Here is a 16291-nt window from a genome sequence, read left to right on the forward strand (position 1 = left end):
ATGACCGACGCCACGCTCGCCGAGCTCGACGCATTGCCGACCGAGGAGCTGCGGGGCCGCGCGTTCGCCATCGCCCGCCGGCGTCGCGACATCAAGTTCTTCTGGGACCTGTTCACGCACGTCACGCAGAGCGACGACGACACGCAGGACGGCTGGATCGGCTCGCTCGACGCGACCATCGACGACGCGGTGGCCCTGTGGCGCGAGGTGACCGGCCACCACTACGGCGACGCCGAGCCGCTGGTCCGGGCCGCCTTCATCGACTACATCCTCCAGCACCCGCACGTGCAGCCGGTTTAGTTTTCGCCGCCCCCGGGCCTAATCGGGGCATGGCAATCACTCGATCCCGGTATCGCACCGCGACGAGCGTCGGCACGTTCGTCGCCTTTCTCCTGGTGCTGATCTTCGGCAGCCCGTGGTACGTGGACTGGACCCAGAAGGGGGACCGGGGCGTCTTCCTGGAGACGCTCGCCTGGCCCGGCTGGAACCTCGACACCGACGCGTCCGTGCGCGACGTGCTCGGCGCCGACCTCAAGGCCATCCTGCTCGTCGTCTTCACCGCGCTGTTCCTCACGCTGCTCGTCGGTGCGCAGCTGGCCAGCGCCCGGGGCACGCTCTCGGCGATCTTCACCGGCTGGGCGGCCTACATGTTCGCCGCGGCGCTGGCCGCCTTCCTCACCACGTTTCTGCTGCCGCACGCCTCGCTCGGCCAGGCCACGCTCAACGCCGCCGGCGGAGCCGGCTACGGCCTGATCGTCGGCTGGATCATCGGGCTCGCGACCATGGCGGGACGCCGGCCCTGAGCTCGCCCGGGCACGTGCCGAGCCCGGGCGGGCACCTGACCGTACCCCCGCGAAAAAAACGTGGCGATCAGGACGGGTCCACCGCCGCCGACGCCAGGGCCACCTGGACGTCGGCGGCGGTGAGCGCGCCGACGGGTGCGTCGCCGTCACGGACCACGACCGCGCCGCGGCCCGCCGCGAGCATCGCGCCGAAGGCCTCGCGCAGCGTCGCGCCCACCGCCACCACGGGCGCGCCGGCCCCCGCCTCGGCGACCGGGCGCAGGCCGTCGACCGGGATCGGGGTCACCGAGAGCCGCATGATGCCGCGATCCTCGCCGATGAACCGCTCCACGAACTCGTTGCCCGGCCGGGCCAGCAGCTCCGCCGGGGTCGCATACTGCTGCAGCTGGGCGTGGTCGGACAGCACCGCGATGCGATCGCCGAGCTTGATCGCCTCCTGCAGGTCGTGCGTCACCACGATCGTCGTGGTGCGCACCGCGTCGCGCAGCCGCAGGAACTCGTCCTGCAGCCGGCTCCGGTTGATCGGGTCGACGGCCGAGAACGGCTCGTCCATGAGCAGCACCCGCGGGTCGGCGGCGAGCGCCCGGGCGAACCCCACCCGCTGGCGCTGCCCGCCGGACAGCTCGTGCGGGTAGCGGGCGCCGTAGCGGTCCGGCTCCAGGCCCACCAGCTCCAGCAGCTCGTCGGTGCGCGCGGCGATGCGCCGGCGGTCCCAGCCGAGCATCCGCGGCACGGTGCCGACGTTGGCCCGCACGGTCTGGTGCGGGAAGAGCCCGACGTTCTGGATCACGTAGCCGATGGTGCGGCGCAGCTTGACCGGGTCGGCGGCGGTGACGTCGGCGCCGTCGATGAGGATCCGCCCGTCGGAGGGCTCGATGAGCCGGTTGACCATCCGCAGGACCGTCGACTTGCCGCAGCCGGACGGGCCGATGAGCACCGTGACCTCGCCGCTGCCGATCTCGAGGCTCAGCTCGCCGACCGCGACCGTGCCGTCCGGATACACCTTGCGCAGCCGATCGAGCGCTATCGGCGCGGCGTCGTGCTTCGCGGTAACGTCCACGCATGTCCTTCCTGGCCCGCGGTGAGGTGGGCAATCCCTGGTTCTCCTGGTCGTATGTCCAGGACAACTACGACACGCTCCGGGATGCGCTCCTCGACCACGTGGTGATCACGGTGTGGTCGGTGGCGATCGCCGTGGTCATTGCGATTCCGCTGGCGGTGCTGGCCTACTGGGTACGCCCGCTCGCCACGCCGATTCTGACATCAGCCGGCGTGCTTTACACGATCCCGTCACTGGCCCTGCTGGCCTTCCTGGCCCCCTTCATGGGCACCGGGCGCTCCCCGGTGATTCTGGCGCTCACGTCGTACGCCTTGATCGTGCTCATCCGCAACGCCCTCACCGGCCTGCTGCAGGTGCCCGACGACGTGCGCGAGGCCGCCACCGCGATGGGCTACACCCGGCTGGCCCGGCTCTGGCGGGTCGAGCTGCCGCTCGCGCTGCCGGCGATCCTCACCGGGCTGCGGCTGGCGACGGTGTCGACCGTGGCCTTGGTCACCGTCGGCGCGATCGTCGGCTCGCAGGGCGGGCTGGGCGGGCTGATCCTGGCCGGCTTCCGCAACAACTACTACAAGGCCGAGATCGCCACCGCCGCCGTGCTGTGCGTGGCGCTGGCGCTCGTGCTCGACGTGGTGCTGATCCTGTTCAGCCGGGTGCTGACGCCGTGGACGAGGAGGCGGGCGGCATGAGCGTGATCGGCGACGCCATCGTGTGGTTCAACGACCCGCTGAACTGGACGAATCCGGGCGGCATCCTCGAGCGGCTGCAGGAGCACATCGAGATCTCGGTCGGCGCGGTGCTGCTCGGCTGCGCGGTGGCCTGGCCGGTGGGCATCACGCTGGGCCGGCGGGGCGCCGCGTCCGGCGTCATTGTGCTGCTGTCCAATTTGACCCAGGCGGTACCGGTGGTGGCCCTCCTCACCATCCTCACCCTCACCCCGCTCGGCCTGGGCAAACCGGCCGTCATCATCGCGCTCGCCGTGTTCGCGCTGCCGGCGCTGCTGGCCAACGCCTACACCGGCATGCGCGAGATCGATCCCGAGGTCCGCGACGCGGCCCGCGGCATGGGCCTGACCTCGGCCCAGCGGCTGTTGCGGGTCGAGCTGCCGCTGGCGGTGCCGTTCCTGGCCACCGGCCTGCGGATCGCGACCACGACGGTGGTGGCCACCGCGACCCTGGCCACTGCGGTCAACGGCGGCGGCCTCGGCATGATCATCTCGACCGGCTTCGGCCTCGGCCCGGGCCACGGCGGGCAGATCCTGGCCGGTGCGATCCTGGTCGCGGGGCTCGCGCTGCTGATCGATGGCGTGATGGCGCTCATAGAGCGCAAGCTCACACCGAAGGTCCTCCGCCGGGCCGCGGGTCGCTCCTGAGCTGGGGCACAAGGATTCTGTAACCGGTCGTTACGAAAACGTGCCTGGTTGCGGTTGCCGAATTTCCATCGCCGGAGTTGCCTATCTGAAGCGGGCGGGCTGTAAGCCAATAGCGCCGCCCGTCGGACACGCGGCCGGTCACAGTGATCGCGCCGGGACACGGAAGGCGGGCCATTTTGCGAACTGCCATGCGCGCCACGCTCGGGATAGTCCTCAGTCTTGCCGCCCTGGGCCTCGCCGCCTGTGGCAAGGAGGGCTCCTCGGGCACTTCGGCGCCGCCGAGCGTCAGCGGGGCTGGCTGCGCCCCGGTCGCCGGGGACAAACTGGTCGTGCTCGACGACGACAAGAAGCTCCAGCTGGCGGACAACGTCATTCCGGCGATCAACACGAAGGCCGCCGACCCGGCCCTCGTCGCCGCGCTGGACAAGGTCTCCGACGCGCTCACTCCCGAGAAGCTGATCGCACTGAACAAGGCGGTCGACGTGGACCGCAAGACCTCGAAGGTCGCGGCGGAGGACTTCGCCAAGGCCGAGAACCTCACCACCGGTATCGAGAAGGGCAAGGGCGGCGCGATCAAGATCGGCGCCGCGAACTTCTCGGAGAGCGCCACCCTGGGCGCGCTCTACGAGATCGCGCTGGACGCCGCCGGCTACGACGCCTCGGTGCAGACCATCGGTCAGCGCGAGGTGTACTACGGCCAGCTCACCAAGGGCGACATCCAGGTCGTCCCGGAGTATGCGGCGACGCTGACCGAGTTCATCAACCAGGCGGTCAACGGCAAGAGCGCGACGACGCTCGCCTCGGGTGACGTCGACAAGACCGTCACGGCACTCAAGGACATCGGCGGCAAGCAGGGCCTGTCCTTCGGCAAGGCCTCCACCGCCACCGACGGCAACGCGTTCGCGGTGACCTCGGAGTTCGCCACGAAGTACGGGCTGAAGACGCTCAGCGACTTCGGCGCCAAGTGCTCCGGGCAGGCCACCATCCTGGGCGGCCCGGCGGAGTGCCCGCAGCGGCCCTTCTGCCAGCCGGGTCTGGAGAAGACGTACAGCATCCAGTTCGGCAAGGTGCTCAGCCTGGACGCCGGCGGCCCGCAGAGCAAGGACGCGCTGAAGAAGGGCACGGCCTCGATCGTGCTGGTGTTCTCCTCGGACGCCTCGCTCAGCTAGCCGGTTCGCCGACCGATTTGGTCCTCCCGTCCCGCTTCGCCGCAGCGGAACGGGAGGACATTTCGTTTGTCATCCAGAGCGGGTAAGTTCTCTGCTCATGCCGGCCCCTGAGACCACCGGGACGACCGGGGGAAAGCGGAGCACCAAGCTGCTCCAGCTGCTCTTCTGGGCTGGCGTCGGCCTGTCTCCGCTGGCCGCTCTGCTGCTGCTGGTCGGCAGCGGGTTCGTCCTGCAGGTCGCGGCCGTGCTCGCGGTCCTCGTGGTGCTGCTCATCGGCCTGTCGATCGCGCTGCGCCGTGACGGCGACGCGGTGCGCGGCGAGGTCGAGGAGCTCGTCTACGAGGAGATGGACCAGCTCCGCGACGACGTGCGCGGCGACATCACGCACGCCGCCCGGGCCACGCACGGGCAGCTCATCGAGCGCATCGGCGCCCTGCACGAGACCGTCGACGCGCTGCGCAACCAGGTCGACATGATGCGCACGCAGCTGGATCGGGCCGCCGCGCAGCCGCCGCCCGCGCCGCACCCGACCGGCGCCGCCGCGGTGCCCCAGGGCGTGCTGCGGCACACCGAGACCGTGCAGGTCACCACGAAGACGATGGTGGTCGATCCGACCGAGACCCGCTCCGGCACCGTCTACGGCGCCGCCGCGCCGGTCGAGGCCCGGGCCCAGATCCCCCAGCCGCGCCGGCCGGACCGCGTGGATCGGGCGGATCGCGCGGAGCGGGCGGATCGCGCGGAGCGGGCGGCGGGCCGGTCCGAGCCGCGCCCCGAGCCCTGGCAGGAGCAGCGCCAGCCGCCGCGGCCGGAGCCGCGCCCGGAGCCCGGCCGCGGCCCGGAGCCCGAGCGGGGCTTCGACCGCGGCGAGCGGTTCGGCCGCTCGGAGCGCACCGAGTGGACCGAGCGCAGCGAACGCAGCGAGCGCTCGGAGTGGGTGGAGCGGGGCCAGCCGGCCCGCGACGAGCCGCGCGGCCGGGACGAGCACCGCCGCGACGAGCCCCGCGGTCGCGAGGAGTCCTGGACCGAGCAGCTGCTGCGCGAGCGGATGGCCCGGGCCGACAGCGGCGACTGGCCGCAGACCCAGCCCCGCGCCGAGGTCGAGCGGGGCGGCGGGCGGCGCCGGGCGCGGGAGTCCGACGACGAGGGCAACGTCAACGGCATGCGCACGACCGACCGCTGGGCGTCCGTGCACAGCGACGACCGCGGCGGCCGGGAGCTGCGCATGGGCGAGCGGCGCTCCGCCGTGCACGCCGACGAGACCGGCACCCACGTGCGCATCGAGGACCGCTGGGCGAGCGTGCGCCAGGAGGATTACTACGCCGACGAGCCCCGCACCGGCGGCCACCGGGCGCACGACGAGGACCGGGACGACTCGCGGTACGAATCCGGGCAGTACGGCTACCCGCCGGATCGGCACCAGCCGGAGCGCTACGAGTCCGGGACGGAGAGCCCGCGCCGCTCGGCGGCCCGGCGGGAGCGGGAGCGCGACTGGGCCGGCCAGGAGCCGGACACCGGCGGCCACCGGCGGCCCGACGCGCAGTGGTCGCAGAGCGGCTACGAGGAGGCCCGGCGCGACGAGTCCGGCGGCGACCCGCGCTGGTCCGAGGTGCGCCGCGACCGGCCCGCCCTGAGCGGCCCGGCGGGCGCCCTGCCGGCCTCGCCGGCCGAGCCGGCCTCGCGCTGGACGCCGAGCCTCGGCGGCCTCGCCGGCCCGGCTCGGGAAGAGGAGCGGGTCGGGCGCCGCCAGCGCGACGACGACGAGGACTACGGCTGGAACGGCGGCCGCGACGAGCACCGCGGCCGGGCCGCCCGCCAGATCGTCGACTTCGAGGGCAACGACGACCGCTGGCGCTGAAGCGTCACTTGTCGATATCGCCGACGACGAAGAACATCGAGCCCAGGATCGCGATCAGGTCGGGCACCAGCGTGCCGGGCAGCAGCGTGGACAGGGCCTGCACGTTGGCGTAGGAGGCGGTGCGCAGCTTCAGCCGCCACGGGGTCTTCTCGCCGCGGGAGACCAGGTAGTAGCCGTTGACGCCGAGCGGGTTCTCGGTCCAGGCGTAGGTGTGGCCCTCCGGCGCCTTGACCACCTTGGGCAGGCGCACGTTGACCGGGCCGGTGAGCCGGTCGACCCGCTCCAGGCACTGCTGGGCGAGGTCGAGCGAGACGTACACCTGGTCCAGCAGCACCTCGAAGCGCGAGTGGCAGTCGCCGGCGGTGCGGGTGACCACGGGCACGGACAGCTCGCCGTAGGCCAGATACGGCTCGTCGCGGCGCAGGTCCAGGTCGAGCCCGCTGGCCCGGGCGACCGGCCCGGAGGCGCCGTAGGCGGCCGCGTCGGCGGCGGAGAGCACGCCGACGCCGACCGTGCGGGCCAGGAAGATCTCGTTGCGCCGGATGAGCGAGTCGAGGTCGGGCATGCGCCGGCGGACCTGGTCGATGGCGTCGCGGGCGCGGCCGGTCCAGCCGGCCGGCACCTCCTCCTTGAGGCCGCCGACCCGGTTGTACATGTAGTGCATACGGCCGCCGGAGGCCTCCTCCAGCACCGCCTGGATCGTCTCGCGCTCGCGGAAGGCGTAGAAGACGGGCGTGATCGCGCCGATCTCCAACGGGTACGACCCCAGGAACATCAGGTGGTTGAGCACCCGGTTGAGCTCGGCCAGGGCGGTGCGCAGCCAGACGGCGCGCTCGGGCACCTCGATGCCCATGAGGCGCTCCACCGCGAGTACCACACCCAGCTCATTGCAGAACGCCGAGAGCCAGTCGTGGCGGTTGGCGAGCATGATGATCTGCCGGTAGTCGCGCACCTCGAAGAGCTTCTCGGCGCCGCGGTGCATGTAACCGATGATCGGCTCGGCGCTGACCACGCGCTCGCCGTCGAGCACCAGCCGCAGGCGCAGCACGCCGTGGGTGGACGGGTGCTGCGGGCCGATGTTGAGCACCATGTCGGCGGTGTCGAGGCCCGCGCCCGTGCCGACCGTCACCTCGGACGTCATAGGCCAAGCCTAGAGCGCGGCGCTACAGGTCCTGCAGGATGCGCAGGGCCCGCGACACGTTGTGCATGGTGCTGGTGTCGGCGACCGCCACCCGCTCCACGAACCAGCGCTTGAGCGGCGAGGAGAGCCGGTCGGGCATCACCACGAGGTCGTCGAGCTCGACCGCCAGCGGCGAGTCGCGCAGCTCCTCGGCGTCGATGACCTCCGCGACGATCACCACCGGCACGTCCGTGCTGTTGAACACGTCCGAGCTGATGATCAGGCCGAGCCGCTCCCGGGCACCCTTGATGAGCCAGACTTCACCGCGCTGCACGCCGCCTACGGTATAGGTCCGCGTCCACCAGCGCGATCTCCTCTTCGTCGGCGAGCGCGGCCGCGTCGAGATCGACCTTGGCGCGGCGCAGCGCCTCGGCGTGGGCGGAGAAGATCTCGCGCAGCGCGCGATCCTGAGCGGCGCGGTCGATCCACGAGCTGAGCGACACCCCGTCGCGCTCGGCCCACTGGCGGGCGTCGGCGATGGTCTGGTCGGCGAAGGAGAGCGTCACCTTGGTCGTCATGCCTTTGAGTGTACCTTCGGTATGACCAGAAGTCATACCCAGTGCATGACCCAATGCTGTGCGCCCAGTCCTCCCGGGTCGGTGAGCTCCGCCGCCGCCGAGGCCCGGGCCAGCGCGCGCACGTATCCGCCGGGGTCGGACGAGGCCAGCGCCAGCGGCGGCCGTCTCCCGTCGACGCCGAGCAGCCGCAGCGCCTCGCGCTGCGGCAACGCGGGCGAGCCGAGGGAGTCCAGGGCCACCGAGACGGTGAGGTCGCACGAGCCGTCGGGCACCGGCGGCACCTGGCGGCCGGCCCGGAAGCCGGTCAGCGTGCCGAAGAGCGGGCGGGCGTCGGCGAAGTGGCCGTAGTCGACGGCGAGGGCCAGGCCGCGCTCGACCGCGGCGACGGCGCCGGCCCAGGCCGCGTCCCGCGGCGCGCCGATCTCGGCCCGGGCGCCGGGCGGGGCGTCGCGCAGCGGCCACCACCGGTCCAGCCAGGCGGCGTCGGCGGGGCTCAGGTCCGCCGCGCTCAGCGTTTCCGTGCCGTCCGGCGTCGTCTCGACGTACCGCCGCCGAAACCCGGCATCGAGCTCGACGATGTCCACCGGGATGTTGTCCAGCCACTCGGTCGCGATCAGCAGCCCCGCGAGGCCCGTGGGCGGCGCCGAGGTCCACCCGATCGTGGCGGGCAGTTCACCCGGCCGGGGCGCGAGCTCGACCCCGATCGGGCGGACCCGATCCCGCACGCCGGCCGGCAGCGCGGCCAGCACGCCGATGAGCAGCTCGCCGCGCCCGGCGCCGACGTCGACCAGGTCGAGCCGCTCCGGGCGGCCCAGGGCCTCGTCGAGGCGGCCCAGCAGGGCGGCGATCGCGCCGGCGAACAGCGGTGAGGCGTGCACGCTGGTGCGGAAGTGCTCGGCCGGTGCGGAGCGGACGAAGAAGCCGCCGGGGCCGTAGAGGGCCGCCTCCATCGCCTGCCGCCAGCGCGTCACAGGAATACTTTGCCCTCGCCCCGATAGGTCGGCACGGTGTCCACGATGCGCTCGCCGCGCACCAGGTGGACCTCGTTGACGTGCTCGCACAGCTCGCCCGCCTTGGAGTGGCGGAAGTACACCCGTTCGCCCACCCGCAGGCCGGCGGCGCCCGGCCCGGTCAGCGGGGTCTGCACCTCGCCCGCGCCCTCGGTGGGGATCAGGCGCAGCCCCTCGGGCAGCCACGGCAGCGGCTGGCGGGTCGGCGCGGTCTCACCGGAGGCGATCCAGCCGCCGCCGAGCACGGTCGCGATGCGGGGGTCGGGGCGGCGCACCACGGTCAGCGCGAAGAACGCGGCCGGGCGGGGGCGCCAGCGGCGGTACCCGTCGAAGAGCCACGGTCCGAACAGCCCGGAGCCGGCCGCCACCTCGGTCACGGCCGGATCGGCGGCGGTCGCCGCGACGCTGCCCGTGCCGCCGCCGTTGACGAACTCGAGCTCGGCGTGGCGGCGCACCTCCGCCACCACGGCGGACCGGCGGGCCACCAGCTCCGGCATCGAGCGCGCCTGGATGGCCCGGATGATCGCGCCGCGTGCCGGGCGGCCGGGCGGGGCGTCGCCGAGGCCCGCGATCTGCGCCTCGTACGACATCAGTCCGACCAGCCGGAATCCGGGCCGGTCGGCGATCGCGGCGGCCAGCGCGCCGGCCTGCGCCGGGGTGTGCACGGGGGAGCGCCGCACGCCGATGTGCACCCCGGACAGCGGCCGCCAGGACGCGTCGAGGTCGATGCAGACCCGCACCGGCGCGGCCCGCTGCGCGGCCGGCACCAGCGCGTCGACCAGGTCGAGCTGGTCGGCGCCGTCGACCATGACGGTGATCGTGCGGGCCAGCTTCTCGTCGGTGGCCAGGCGGCGCAGCGCGGCCCGGTCGGCGGTGGGGTAGGCGACCAGGATGTCGTCGGCGGTGCCGTGCCCGGCCAGCCAGATCGCCTCCGGCAGGGTGAACGCCATGATCCCGCGCCAGCCCGGGTGCTGCAGCGTCCGGTCGATGAGTGCCCGCACCCGCACCGACTTGCTCGGCACCCGCAGCGGCTTGCCGGCGGCCCGGCCGACCAGGGCCGAGCCGTTGGCGTCGAAGGCGTCGAGGTCCACGATCGCGAACGGTGGATCGAGGTCGGCGGTGGCCCGGTCGTAGCGGGCGCGCAGGTCGGCACGGGAGGTGGACACGCTTTACCGTACCGAGACCGGGGGGAATATGAAACAACCTCGCGTACCCGGCGCGCTTCCAGAATTGTCAGAGGTGACCTGTAGCGTGAGACCGGAGTGAAGGGGGTGCCGTCATCGCCAGCAGCGAACTCTCCGGTTTCGGGGAACTCCAGGCCGTCCTGCGCATCCGGGCCTTCCGCCGGCTCTGGGCGGTGCTCGGCCTGTCCTCCCTCGGCGACTGGCTCGGCCTGCTGGCCGCCTCGACCTTCGCCGCCTCGCAGGTGTCCAACTCGGCGGCCAAGGGCGTGGCGTTCGGTTCGGTCATCGCGGTGCGGCTGCTGCCCGCGCTGATCCTCGGCCCGGTCGCCGGCGTCTTCGCCGACCGGTTCGACCGCCGCTTGACGATGGTCGTCTGCGACCTGCTGCGCTTCGTGTTCTTCGCCTCCATCCCGGCCGCCGCGCTGTTCGTTCACGACGGCGCGCTGGTGGTGGCCTGGACGGCCGTCGCGACCTTCATCATCGAGACCGTCGCGATGATTTGGACGCCGGCCAAGGAAGCGTCGGTGCCCAACCTGCTGCCCCGGGCCCGCCTGGAGACGGCCAACCAGCTCACCCTGGCCACGACCTACGGCATCACGCCGGTCGCCGCCGCGCTGGTGCTCATCGGCCTGCAGTGGCTGGTGCTCGCCGTCTTCGGCAGCGACGAGCCGACCTACGCCGCGCCCAGCAACATCGCGCTGTGGTTCAACGCGCTGACGTTCCTGGCCACGGCGCTCACCGTGTTCTTCGGCATCCGCGAGATCAGCGGGCGGCGCACCGCGGGCGTGGAGCGCCGGCCCGGCATGATCGGCGAGTTCACCCAGGGCTGGGCGTTCGTCAGCAAGACGCCGCTGGTCCGCGGCCTGGTCCTGGGCATCTTCGGCGCCTTCGCGGGCGGCGGCGTGGTGGTCGGCACCGCGAAGTTCTACGCGGTCTCCCTCAGCGCCGGCGACGCCGCGTTCTACCTGCTCTTCGCCGTGCTGTTCGTCGGGCTCGGGGTCGGCATCGCGGCCGGGCCGCGGCTGGTCGGGGCGCTGTCGCGGCGGCGCTGGTTCGGCCTGTCGATCATCCTGGCCGCGGGCTCCGTGGTCATCCTCGCCCTGGCCACCCATCTGTCGGTCGCCGTGGGCGGGGCGCTGCTGGTCGGCGTCGGCGCCGGCATGGCCTTCCTGTCCGGCACCACGCTGCTCGGCGGCGAGGTCGCCGACGACATGCGCGGCCGCGCGTTCGCCTTCGTCCAGATGGGCACCCGCGTGGTGCTCATGCTCACCATCTCGCTCTCCAGCGTCATCGTCGGCGCCGGCGGCACCCGCAAGATCGACCTCGGCTTCTACGACTTCGAGGTCTCCAGCACCCGGCCCCTGCTGGCCATCGCCGGCGTCCTGGGCGTGCTCGCGGGCTCCTTCGCCCTGCGCCAGATGGACGACAAGCGGGGCGTGCCGATCCTGGCCGACCTGTTCGGCTCGCTGCGCGGCCGCCCGCTCAGCCCCGGCGATCCCAAGGCCTCCAGCGGGCTCTTCATCGTCTTCGAGGGCGGCGAGGGGGTCGGCAAGTCGACCCAGGTCGCCCAGCTCGCCGAGGCGCTGCGCCGGATCGGCCGCGACGTCGTGGTCACCCACGAGCCGGGCGCCACCCCGGTCGGCGCGCAGATCCGCCGGCTGGTGCTGGACCGCCCGGCCCAGGGCGCGGAGCCGGTGACCCCGCGCGCCGAGGCGCTGCTCTACGCCGCCGACCGCGCGCACCACGTGGCCTCGGTCGTGCGCCCGGCGCTGGAGCGCGGCGCTGTGGTCATCAGCGACCGGTATGTCGACTCCTCGCTGGCCTACCAGGGAGCCGGCCGCACGCTGCCGGTCGAGGAGGTCTCCTGGCTGTCGAAGTGGGCCACCGGCGGCCTCAAGCCCGACCTGGTCGTGCTGCTCGACCTCGACCCGGAGATCGGCCTGGCCCGGGCCGGCCGGCGCGGCGACGCCGACCGGCTGGAGAGCGAGTCGCTGGCCTTCCACGAGCGCGTGCGCTACGCGTTCCTTGACCTGGCCTCCGCCGACCCGAGCCGCTACCTGGTGCTCGACGCCACCAACTCGATCGAAGCCCTCGCCGAGGGCATCCTGCAGCGGGTGCGCCACCTCATTCCGGAGGCCGAGTCCTCCATCGACGTGGTGCTGCACGACGCCGCCGAGGTGGCCGCCGCCCTCATCGGCGACGCCGACGGCGACGCCGGCCCTGACGGCGTCCCCGGCGCCGGCTCCCGCGCCGGCCACGGTCCGGCCGTGGTGCGGTCCGCGGGCGAGTCAGACATGTCAGATTCGTCGGATAAGGGGGCGCGGATTTGACGCCGCCCATCTTCGACGAACTGGTCGGGCAGCCGGACGCGGTCGCGACGCTCTCCCGGGCGGTTGAGGCGGCCGACGTCATCGTGCGCGGCGAGACGCCCGACGCGGCCAGGCAGCAGGCGATGACCCACGCCTGGCTGTTCACGGGGCCGCCCGGCTCCGGCCGGTCGGTCGCCGCCCGGACGTTCGCCGCCGCGCTGCAGTGTCCCAACGGCGGCTGCGGCACCTGCCAGGCCTGCCACACCGCGCTCGCCGGCACGCACGCGGACGTGCGCTTCGTCGTGCCGGAGGGGCTGTCGATCGCGGTCGGCGAGATGCGGGCGCTGGTGCTGCGCGCGGCCAGTTCGCCCACGCAGGGCCGCTGGCAGGTGCTGCTGGTCGAGGACGCCGACCGGCTCACCGAGGCGGCCGGCAACGCGCTGCTCAAGGCCGTCGAGGAGCCCCCGGCGCGCACCGTGTTCCTGCTGTGCACGCCGAGCACGCACCCGGACGACATCTCGGTCACCATCCGCTCCCGCTGCCGCGTGGTGCCGCTGCGCCAGCCCCCCGCCGACGCCATCGCCACCGTGCTGCGCCGCGACGGCGTCGACGAGCCGACCGCCGCCTGGGCGGCCGCCGCGGCGCAGGGCCACGTCGGGCGCGCCCGCCGGCTGGCCCGCGACCCGCAGGCCCGCTCCCGCCGCGACGCGGTGCTCGCCGTGCCGCGCCGGCTGACCGGCATCGGCGCCGCGTTCGACGCCGCGAGCGCGCTCATCGAGGCCGCCGAGGCCGAGGCCGTCGCCTCGGTCGCCGAGATCGACGCCAAGGAGCGCTCCGCCCTGGAGACGGCCCTGGGCGCCGGCGGCACCGGCAAGGGCGCGGCCGGCGCCGCCCGCGGCTCGGCCGGCCAGCTCAAGGACCTGGAGCGCCGCCAGAAGTCCCGCGCCACCCGCGCCCAGCGCGACTCCCTCGACCGCGCCCTGGTCGACCTGGCCGGCTTCTACCGCGACGTGCTGGGCCACAGCTTCTCCGCCGGCGTAGCCCCGGTCCACGGCGACACCACCGAACTCGCGGTCGCCGCCGCCGACAAGTGGGCACCGGAGAGCGCCCTGCGCCGCCTCGAGGCCGTCCTCGAGTGCCGCGTCGCCATCGAGGCCAACGTGAAGCCCCGAATCGCCGTCGAGGCCCTGATGCTCTCCCTCTGGCGCGGCTAGCCCCGCCCCACCTGCCTAACGCCACCTACCTCCGCCGGCGCGGCGGTGTGAGTTGACCAGCCGTTGTTCGTGGTGGTCGCCGCCAGACGGCGGTCAGGTTCCGTGGCTGGCGATGCCCCGCCGGGTGCTGCGGTACCCCTCGCCGAGCGACCATGGCGTGCCCGCCACGGACCGGCGCCGCCGGCGCCGCGATGCCCGGCGGTGACCGCGATGCCCCGGCCTGCGCGTTCCGGCGCCCACGGCGAGCGCGATCCGCGATCACGGTTCTGCACGGCGGGCCGCGATCAGGTCCTTGCACGGTCGGCGTTGCACGGTCGGCGTTGCACGCCGCGGAGCGCAGCGCGTCGCAGCGACCATAAGTCTCCGCGATCATGCTGCACTCGGCATCGACACCGAGGGTTTTTCATGATCACGGAGTGATCATGTACACCCGTGTACCGAAAGTCTCCGGGATCATGGCAAACCCGTGGTGCGGCCACCGCGGGCAGCATGATCACGGAGACATACGTCCGGCCCGACCGCACCGATCGGATGGTCGTCCGACGGGGTGAACATCCGCATCGCGCGGGCTGTCATCTGCCGCGGCCTACGCGGCCCGCGCGCGGCGAGCCATGAGCCGGGCAGCCGGGCAGCCGGCAGCCGGGCAGCCGGCAGCCGGGCAGCCGGCAGCCGGGCAGCCGGCAGCCGGGCAGCCGGGCAGCCGGCAGCCGGGCAGCCGGGGTGGCGGGCAGCCGGGGTGGCGGGGTGGCGGTCAGCCGGGGTGGCGGGGTGGCGGGCAGCCGGGGTGGCGGATGACCGTCGTGCTCCGGCGGCGGGCAGGCGGCCGGGGCTAGAGGTTGACGCGGGTGACGCTCGCGATGGTGGCGGGGCCGAGGGGCACCCGCGGTGGGTGATACTCCAGCCCGGCCAGTGACGCCGCCCAGCAGGCCCGGAGGTCGTCTGCGGCATCGAGCGCATCGGCGGCCGGCTGCAGCACCCGGCCGGTGATCCGGGTCGCGGCCGCGGCCGCCTCCGCGCCGATCGAGGCGCCGCCGCCGACGTTGGCGCCGCTGCCGCCGCTGCCGACGTTGGCGCCGCTGCCGGCGTTGGCGGGGTTGGCGGTGACCAGCGTGACGGCCTCGGCCGAGGTGGCCACCCGGGCGATGGCCTCGGCGAGCTCATGCCGGAATCCGGCGGCCCACCCGGCGACCGCTTCCAGGTATCCGGCGGTCGCCCGCACCCGCCCGGCGATCGTGGCCGGCTCGGTTCCGTCCCCGATGTGCGCCGCCAGCGCTTCCCAGACGATCCCGAACGCGTCGGCTCCGCCGCCCTCCCAGGCGGCCCGGGTCACGTCGGTGCCCAGCTGCTCCGGCAGCTCGCCGAAGCGCTCGGCGATGCCCTGCAGCTCGGTGGCGCCGGCCTGAAGACCGTCGACGTCGAGGCGGAGGCCGTAGTCCAGCACGTCGGCCGGCAGCCCCCGGACCCGCCGCACGAGCGGCCACACGGGGCTGTCCGCCGCGATGCCGGTGACGGCGAGCACGTCGCCTACCCGCCGGAACAGGTCCCCGCCCACCTCCGCGAGCCGATCCAGGGCGTCCGTCATGGCAGCGTCCGGGAGTCCGCTTCGGCGGTGCGGTATCCGGCCACGACCTGGCGCAGCGCGTGAGCCGTCTCGGCCAGCCGTGCGCCGTGCGCGGCCGCCTCCGCGCCGCGGGCGGTCAGTGCCGTCGCAAGCAGTCGGTGCAGGTCACGGCCGAGTTCGCCCAGCGCGCCGGAGGCGTCGGCGCCGAGCGCGCGGGCGCCGGGGTCGATGATGCTCAGCGTGGTGCTCGCCGCGGCCAAATCATCGCCGGCCGAGTCGAGACGGTGCGCCAGATCCTCGAGCCGCATCTAGACCGCCGCCCAGCCTGCCGAAAGATGCCCGCCGCAGCACTCCGAGACCGGAAAACACCCGCCACGGCACCCTGAGACCGGAACATGCTCGTCACGGCACCCTGAGACCGGAACATGCTCGTCACGGCGCTCTGGGACCGGAACGTGCCCGCCGCGGCACCCGGCGGCTGGAGCATGTCCCCCACCGCGTGGGGAGAACGGCGCGTGGGAGAACGGCGCGTGGGAGAACGGCGCGTGGGCGGAAGGGGCGCCGGGCGAGGGCAGGGTGGCGGAGTGGTGGTCGCGCGGTAGTGGTGGCACCATCACACCCCCGATCGTCATGTGGCGCGCAGTAGTGGTCATTCCAGCGTGCGGTAGTCGCCGAAGGTTTCGGCCTGGAGCTTGCGGCGGGCCCACGCGGCCGCGTCCGCGGCGGCGGTGACCGCCTCGCGGACCGAGCGCGACAAGGACTCGCTCGTTCGGTTGTGCAGAGACCCGTCGATGCGGACGTCGCGGATCGTGCCGTCGGCGGTGACCAGGACCTCGACCAGGCCGTCGGCCGAGCGGACCGTCACCTCGACGGTCTTCACCGCCTTGTCGAACTCGGCGTGCAGGGCCTCGATCCGGCGGTAACGCTCGACCGCCTCCTCGATCCACGCCTCGTCGATGTCACGTCCCATCGATGTCACGCCCCATGCGACCTCCCTGCGTGACCGTACGGCACCCGGCGGTCAGCGCGGAAGACCGATGCAACGCCTGTGGATAACTC

General features: G+C 73.5%; 17 protein-coding genes. 8 read left to right on the forward strand and 9 right to left on the reverse strand.

Annotated features, from left to right (window positions below; genetic code table 11):
* Entirely contained in the window at positions 1 to 300 is a 300-nt protein-coding gene (locus ACQPXD_RS02675; protein WP_432834435.1) for a hypothetical protein, read from the forward strand.
* Positions 301 to 329: 29 nt separating this feature from the next.
* On the forward strand, positions 330 to 803 hold the full coding sequence (locus ACQPXD_RS02680; protein WP_432834437.1) for a hypothetical protein: 474 nt from the start codon (positions 330 to 332) through the stop codon (positions 801 to 803).
* Between the two features lie 67 nt (positions 804 to 870).
* Here ACQPXD_RS02680 and ACQPXD_RS02685 read toward each other — a convergent pair whose 3' ends face one another.
* Positions 871 to 1863, reverse strand: coding sequence for an ABC transporter ATP-binding protein (locus ACQPXD_RS02685; protein ID WP_432834438.1), 993 nt, complete (start codon positions 1861 to 1863; stop codon positions 871 to 873).
* A gap of 2 nt (positions 1864 to 1865) precedes the next feature.
* On the opposite strand from ACQPXD_RS02685, the gene ACQPXD_RS02690 reads away from it, so the two are divergent.
* The 4 genes from ACQPXD_RS02690 to ACQPXD_RS02705 all read left to right on the forward strand — a co-directional run bounded on the left by ACQPXD_RS02690 (position 1866) and on the right by ACQPXD_RS02705 (position 6256).
* A complete protein-coding gene (locus ACQPXD_RS02690) occupies positions 1866 to 2549 on the forward strand; it encodes an ABC transporter permease (protein ID WP_432834440.1) in 684 nt (227 codons plus the stop codon).
* Entirely contained in the window at positions 2546 to 3232 is a 687-nt protein-coding gene (locus ACQPXD_RS02695; protein ID WP_432834442.1) for an ABC transporter permease, read from the forward strand. Before ACQPXD_RS02690 ends, ACQPXD_RS02695 begins: the two co-directional genes overlap by 4 nt.
* A 188-nt stretch (positions 3233 to 3420) precedes the next feature.
* Positions 3421 to 4401, forward strand: a complete 981-nt coding sequence (locus tag ACQPXD_RS02700; RefSeq protein ID WP_432834444.1) for a glycine betaine ABC transporter substrate-binding protein — start codon at positions 3421 to 3423, stop codon at positions 4399 to 4401.
* A 97-nt stretch (positions 4402 to 4498) separates the two neighbouring features.
* Entirely contained in the window at positions 4499 to 6256 is a 1758-nt protein-coding gene (locus tag ACQPXD_RS02705; protein WP_432834446.1) for a hypothetical protein, read from the forward strand.
* A gap of 4 nt (positions 6257 to 6260) precedes the next feature.
* On the opposite strand, the gene ACQPXD_RS02710 is transcribed toward ACQPXD_RS02705, so the two are convergent.
* From ACQPXD_RS02710 to ACQPXD_RS02730, 5 genes are read right to left on the reverse strand one after another with little or no spacing between them, the layout of a single operon-like run.
* Positions 6261 to 7397, reverse strand: a complete 1137-nt coding sequence (locus tag ACQPXD_RS02710) for an NADH-quinone oxidoreductase subunit D (RefSeq protein ID WP_432834448.1) — start codon at positions 7395 to 7397, stop codon at positions 6261 to 6263.
* Between the two features lie 22 nt (positions 7398 to 7419).
* The gene (locus ACQPXD_RS02715) at positions 7420 to 7710 is read right to left on the reverse strand and encodes a type II toxin-antitoxin system PemK/MazF family toxin (protein WP_432834450.1); all 291 of its coding nucleotides are present in this window, start codon (positions 7708 to 7710) and stop codon (positions 7420 to 7422) included.
* The gene (locus tag ACQPXD_RS02720) at positions 7697 to 7954 is read right to left on the reverse strand and encodes a DUF6364 family protein (protein WP_432834452.1); all 258 of its coding nucleotides are present in this window, start codon (positions 7952 to 7954) and stop codon (positions 7697 to 7699) included. The genes ACQPXD_RS02715 and ACQPXD_RS02720 overlap by 14 nt, the downstream gene beginning before the upstream one ends.
* Positions 7955 to 7986: 32 nt before the next feature.
* Positions 7987 to 8904, reverse strand: a complete 918-nt coding sequence (locus ACQPXD_RS02725; protein ID WP_432843582.1) for an SAM-dependent methyltransferase — start codon at positions 8902 to 8904, stop codon at positions 7987 to 7989.
* A 17-nt stretch (positions 8905 to 8921) separates the two neighbouring features.
* The gene (locus ACQPXD_RS02730) at positions 8922 to 10130 is read right to left on the reverse strand and encodes an amino acid deaminase/aldolase (protein ID WP_432834454.1); all 1209 of its coding nucleotides are present in this window, start codon (positions 10128 to 10130) and stop codon (positions 8922 to 8924) included.
* A 191-nt stretch (positions 10131 to 10321) separates the two neighbouring features.
* Here ACQPXD_RS02730 and tmk point away from each other — a divergent pair, with 191 nt between their 5' ends.
* Positions 10322 to 12478 carry a dTMP kinase gene (gene tmk, locus ACQPXD_RS02735; RefSeq protein WP_432834456.1) on the forward strand — a complete coding sequence of 719 codons (2157 nt, stop codon included), beginning with the start codon at positions 10322 to 10324 and terminating at the stop codon, positions 12476 to 12478.
* Positions 12475 to 13671, forward strand: coding sequence for a DNA polymerase III subunit delta' (locus tag ACQPXD_RS02740; protein ID WP_432834458.1), 1197 nt, complete (start codon positions 12475 to 12477; stop codon positions 13669 to 13671). The genes tmk and ACQPXD_RS02740 overlap by 4 nt, the downstream gene beginning before the upstream one ends.
* Before the next feature lie 829 nt (positions 13672 to 14500).
* Here ACQPXD_RS02740 and ACQPXD_RS02745 read toward each other — a convergent pair.
* From ACQPXD_RS02745 to ACQPXD_RS02755, 3 genes are all read right to left on the reverse strand, one after another.
* Entirely contained in the window at positions 14501 to 15253 is a 753-nt protein-coding gene (locus ACQPXD_RS02745; protein ID WP_432834460.1) for a hypothetical protein, read from the reverse strand.
* Positions 15250 to 15540, reverse strand: coding sequence for a hypothetical protein (locus ACQPXD_RS02750; protein ID WP_432834462.1), 291 nt, complete (start codon positions 15538 to 15540; stop codon positions 15250 to 15252). Before ACQPXD_RS02750 ends, ACQPXD_RS02745 begins: the two co-directional genes overlap by 4 nt.
* Positions 15541 to 15881: 341 nt before the next feature.
* Positions 15882 to 16202: a YbaB/EbfC family nucleoid-associated protein gene (locus ACQPXD_RS02755; protein ID WP_432834464.1), complete on the reverse strand. Its 321-nt coding sequence runs from the start codon at positions 16200 to 16202 to the stop codon at positions 15882 to 15884.
* Positions 16203 to 16291 lie beyond the last annotated feature (89 nt).

The organism is Dactylosporangium sp. CA-092794 (genome assembly GCF_050948465.1).
Classification (GTDB): domain Bacteria; phylum Actinomycetota; class Actinomycetes; order Mycobacteriales; family Micromonosporaceae; genus Dactylosporangium.

Bases quoted from the DNA above. Each gene is read 5' to 3' on its own strand.
- ACQPXD_RS02675 (WP_432834435.1), top strand. From the start codon at position 1: ATGACCGACGCCACGCTCGCCGAGCTCGACGCATTGCCGACCGAGGAG.
- ACQPXD_RS02680 (WP_432834437.1), top strand. From the start codon at position 330: ATGGCAATCACTCGATCCCGGTATCGCACCGCGACGAGCGTCGGCACG.
- ACQPXD_RS02690 (WP_432834440.1), top strand. From the start codon at position 1,866: ATGTCCTTCCTGGCCCGCGGTGAGGTGGGCAATCCCTGGTTCTCCTGG.
- ACQPXD_RS02695 (WP_432834442.1), top strand. From the start codon at position 2,546: ATGAGCGTGATCGGCGACGCCATCGTGTGGTTCAACGACCCGCTGAAC.
- ACQPXD_RS02700 (WP_432834444.1), top strand. From the start codon at position 3,421: ATGCGCGCCACGCTCGGGATAGTCCTCAGTCTTGCCGCCCTGGGCCTC.
- ACQPXD_RS02705 (WP_432834446.1), top strand. From the start codon at position 4,499: ATGCCGGCCCCTGAGACCACCGGGACGACCGGGGGAAAGCGGAGCACC.
- ACQPXD_RS02710 (WP_432834448.1), bottom strand. From the start codon at position 7,397: ATGACGTCCGAGGTGACGGTCGGCACGGGCGCGGGCCTCGACACCGCC.
- ACQPXD_RS02720 (WP_432834452.1), bottom strand. From the start codon at position 7,954: ATGACGACCAAGGTGACGCTCTCCTTCGCCGACCAGACCATCGCCGAC.
- ACQPXD_RS02725 (WP_432843582.1), bottom strand. From the start codon at position 8,904: ATGGAGGCGGCCCTCTACGGCCCCGGCGGCTTCTTCGTCCGCTCCGCA.
- ACQPXD_RS02745 (WP_432834460.1), bottom strand. From the start codon at position 15,253: ATGACGGACGCCCTGGATCGGCTCGCGGAGGTGGGCGGGGACCTGTTC.
- ACQPXD_RS02750 (WP_432834462.1), bottom strand. From the start codon at position 15,540: ATGCGGCTCGAGGATCTGGCGCACCGTCTCGACTCGGCCGGCGATGAT.
- ACQPXD_RS02755 (WP_432834464.1), bottom strand. From the start codon at position 16,202: ATGGGACGTGACATCGACGAGGCGTGGATCGAGGAGGCGGTCGAGCGT.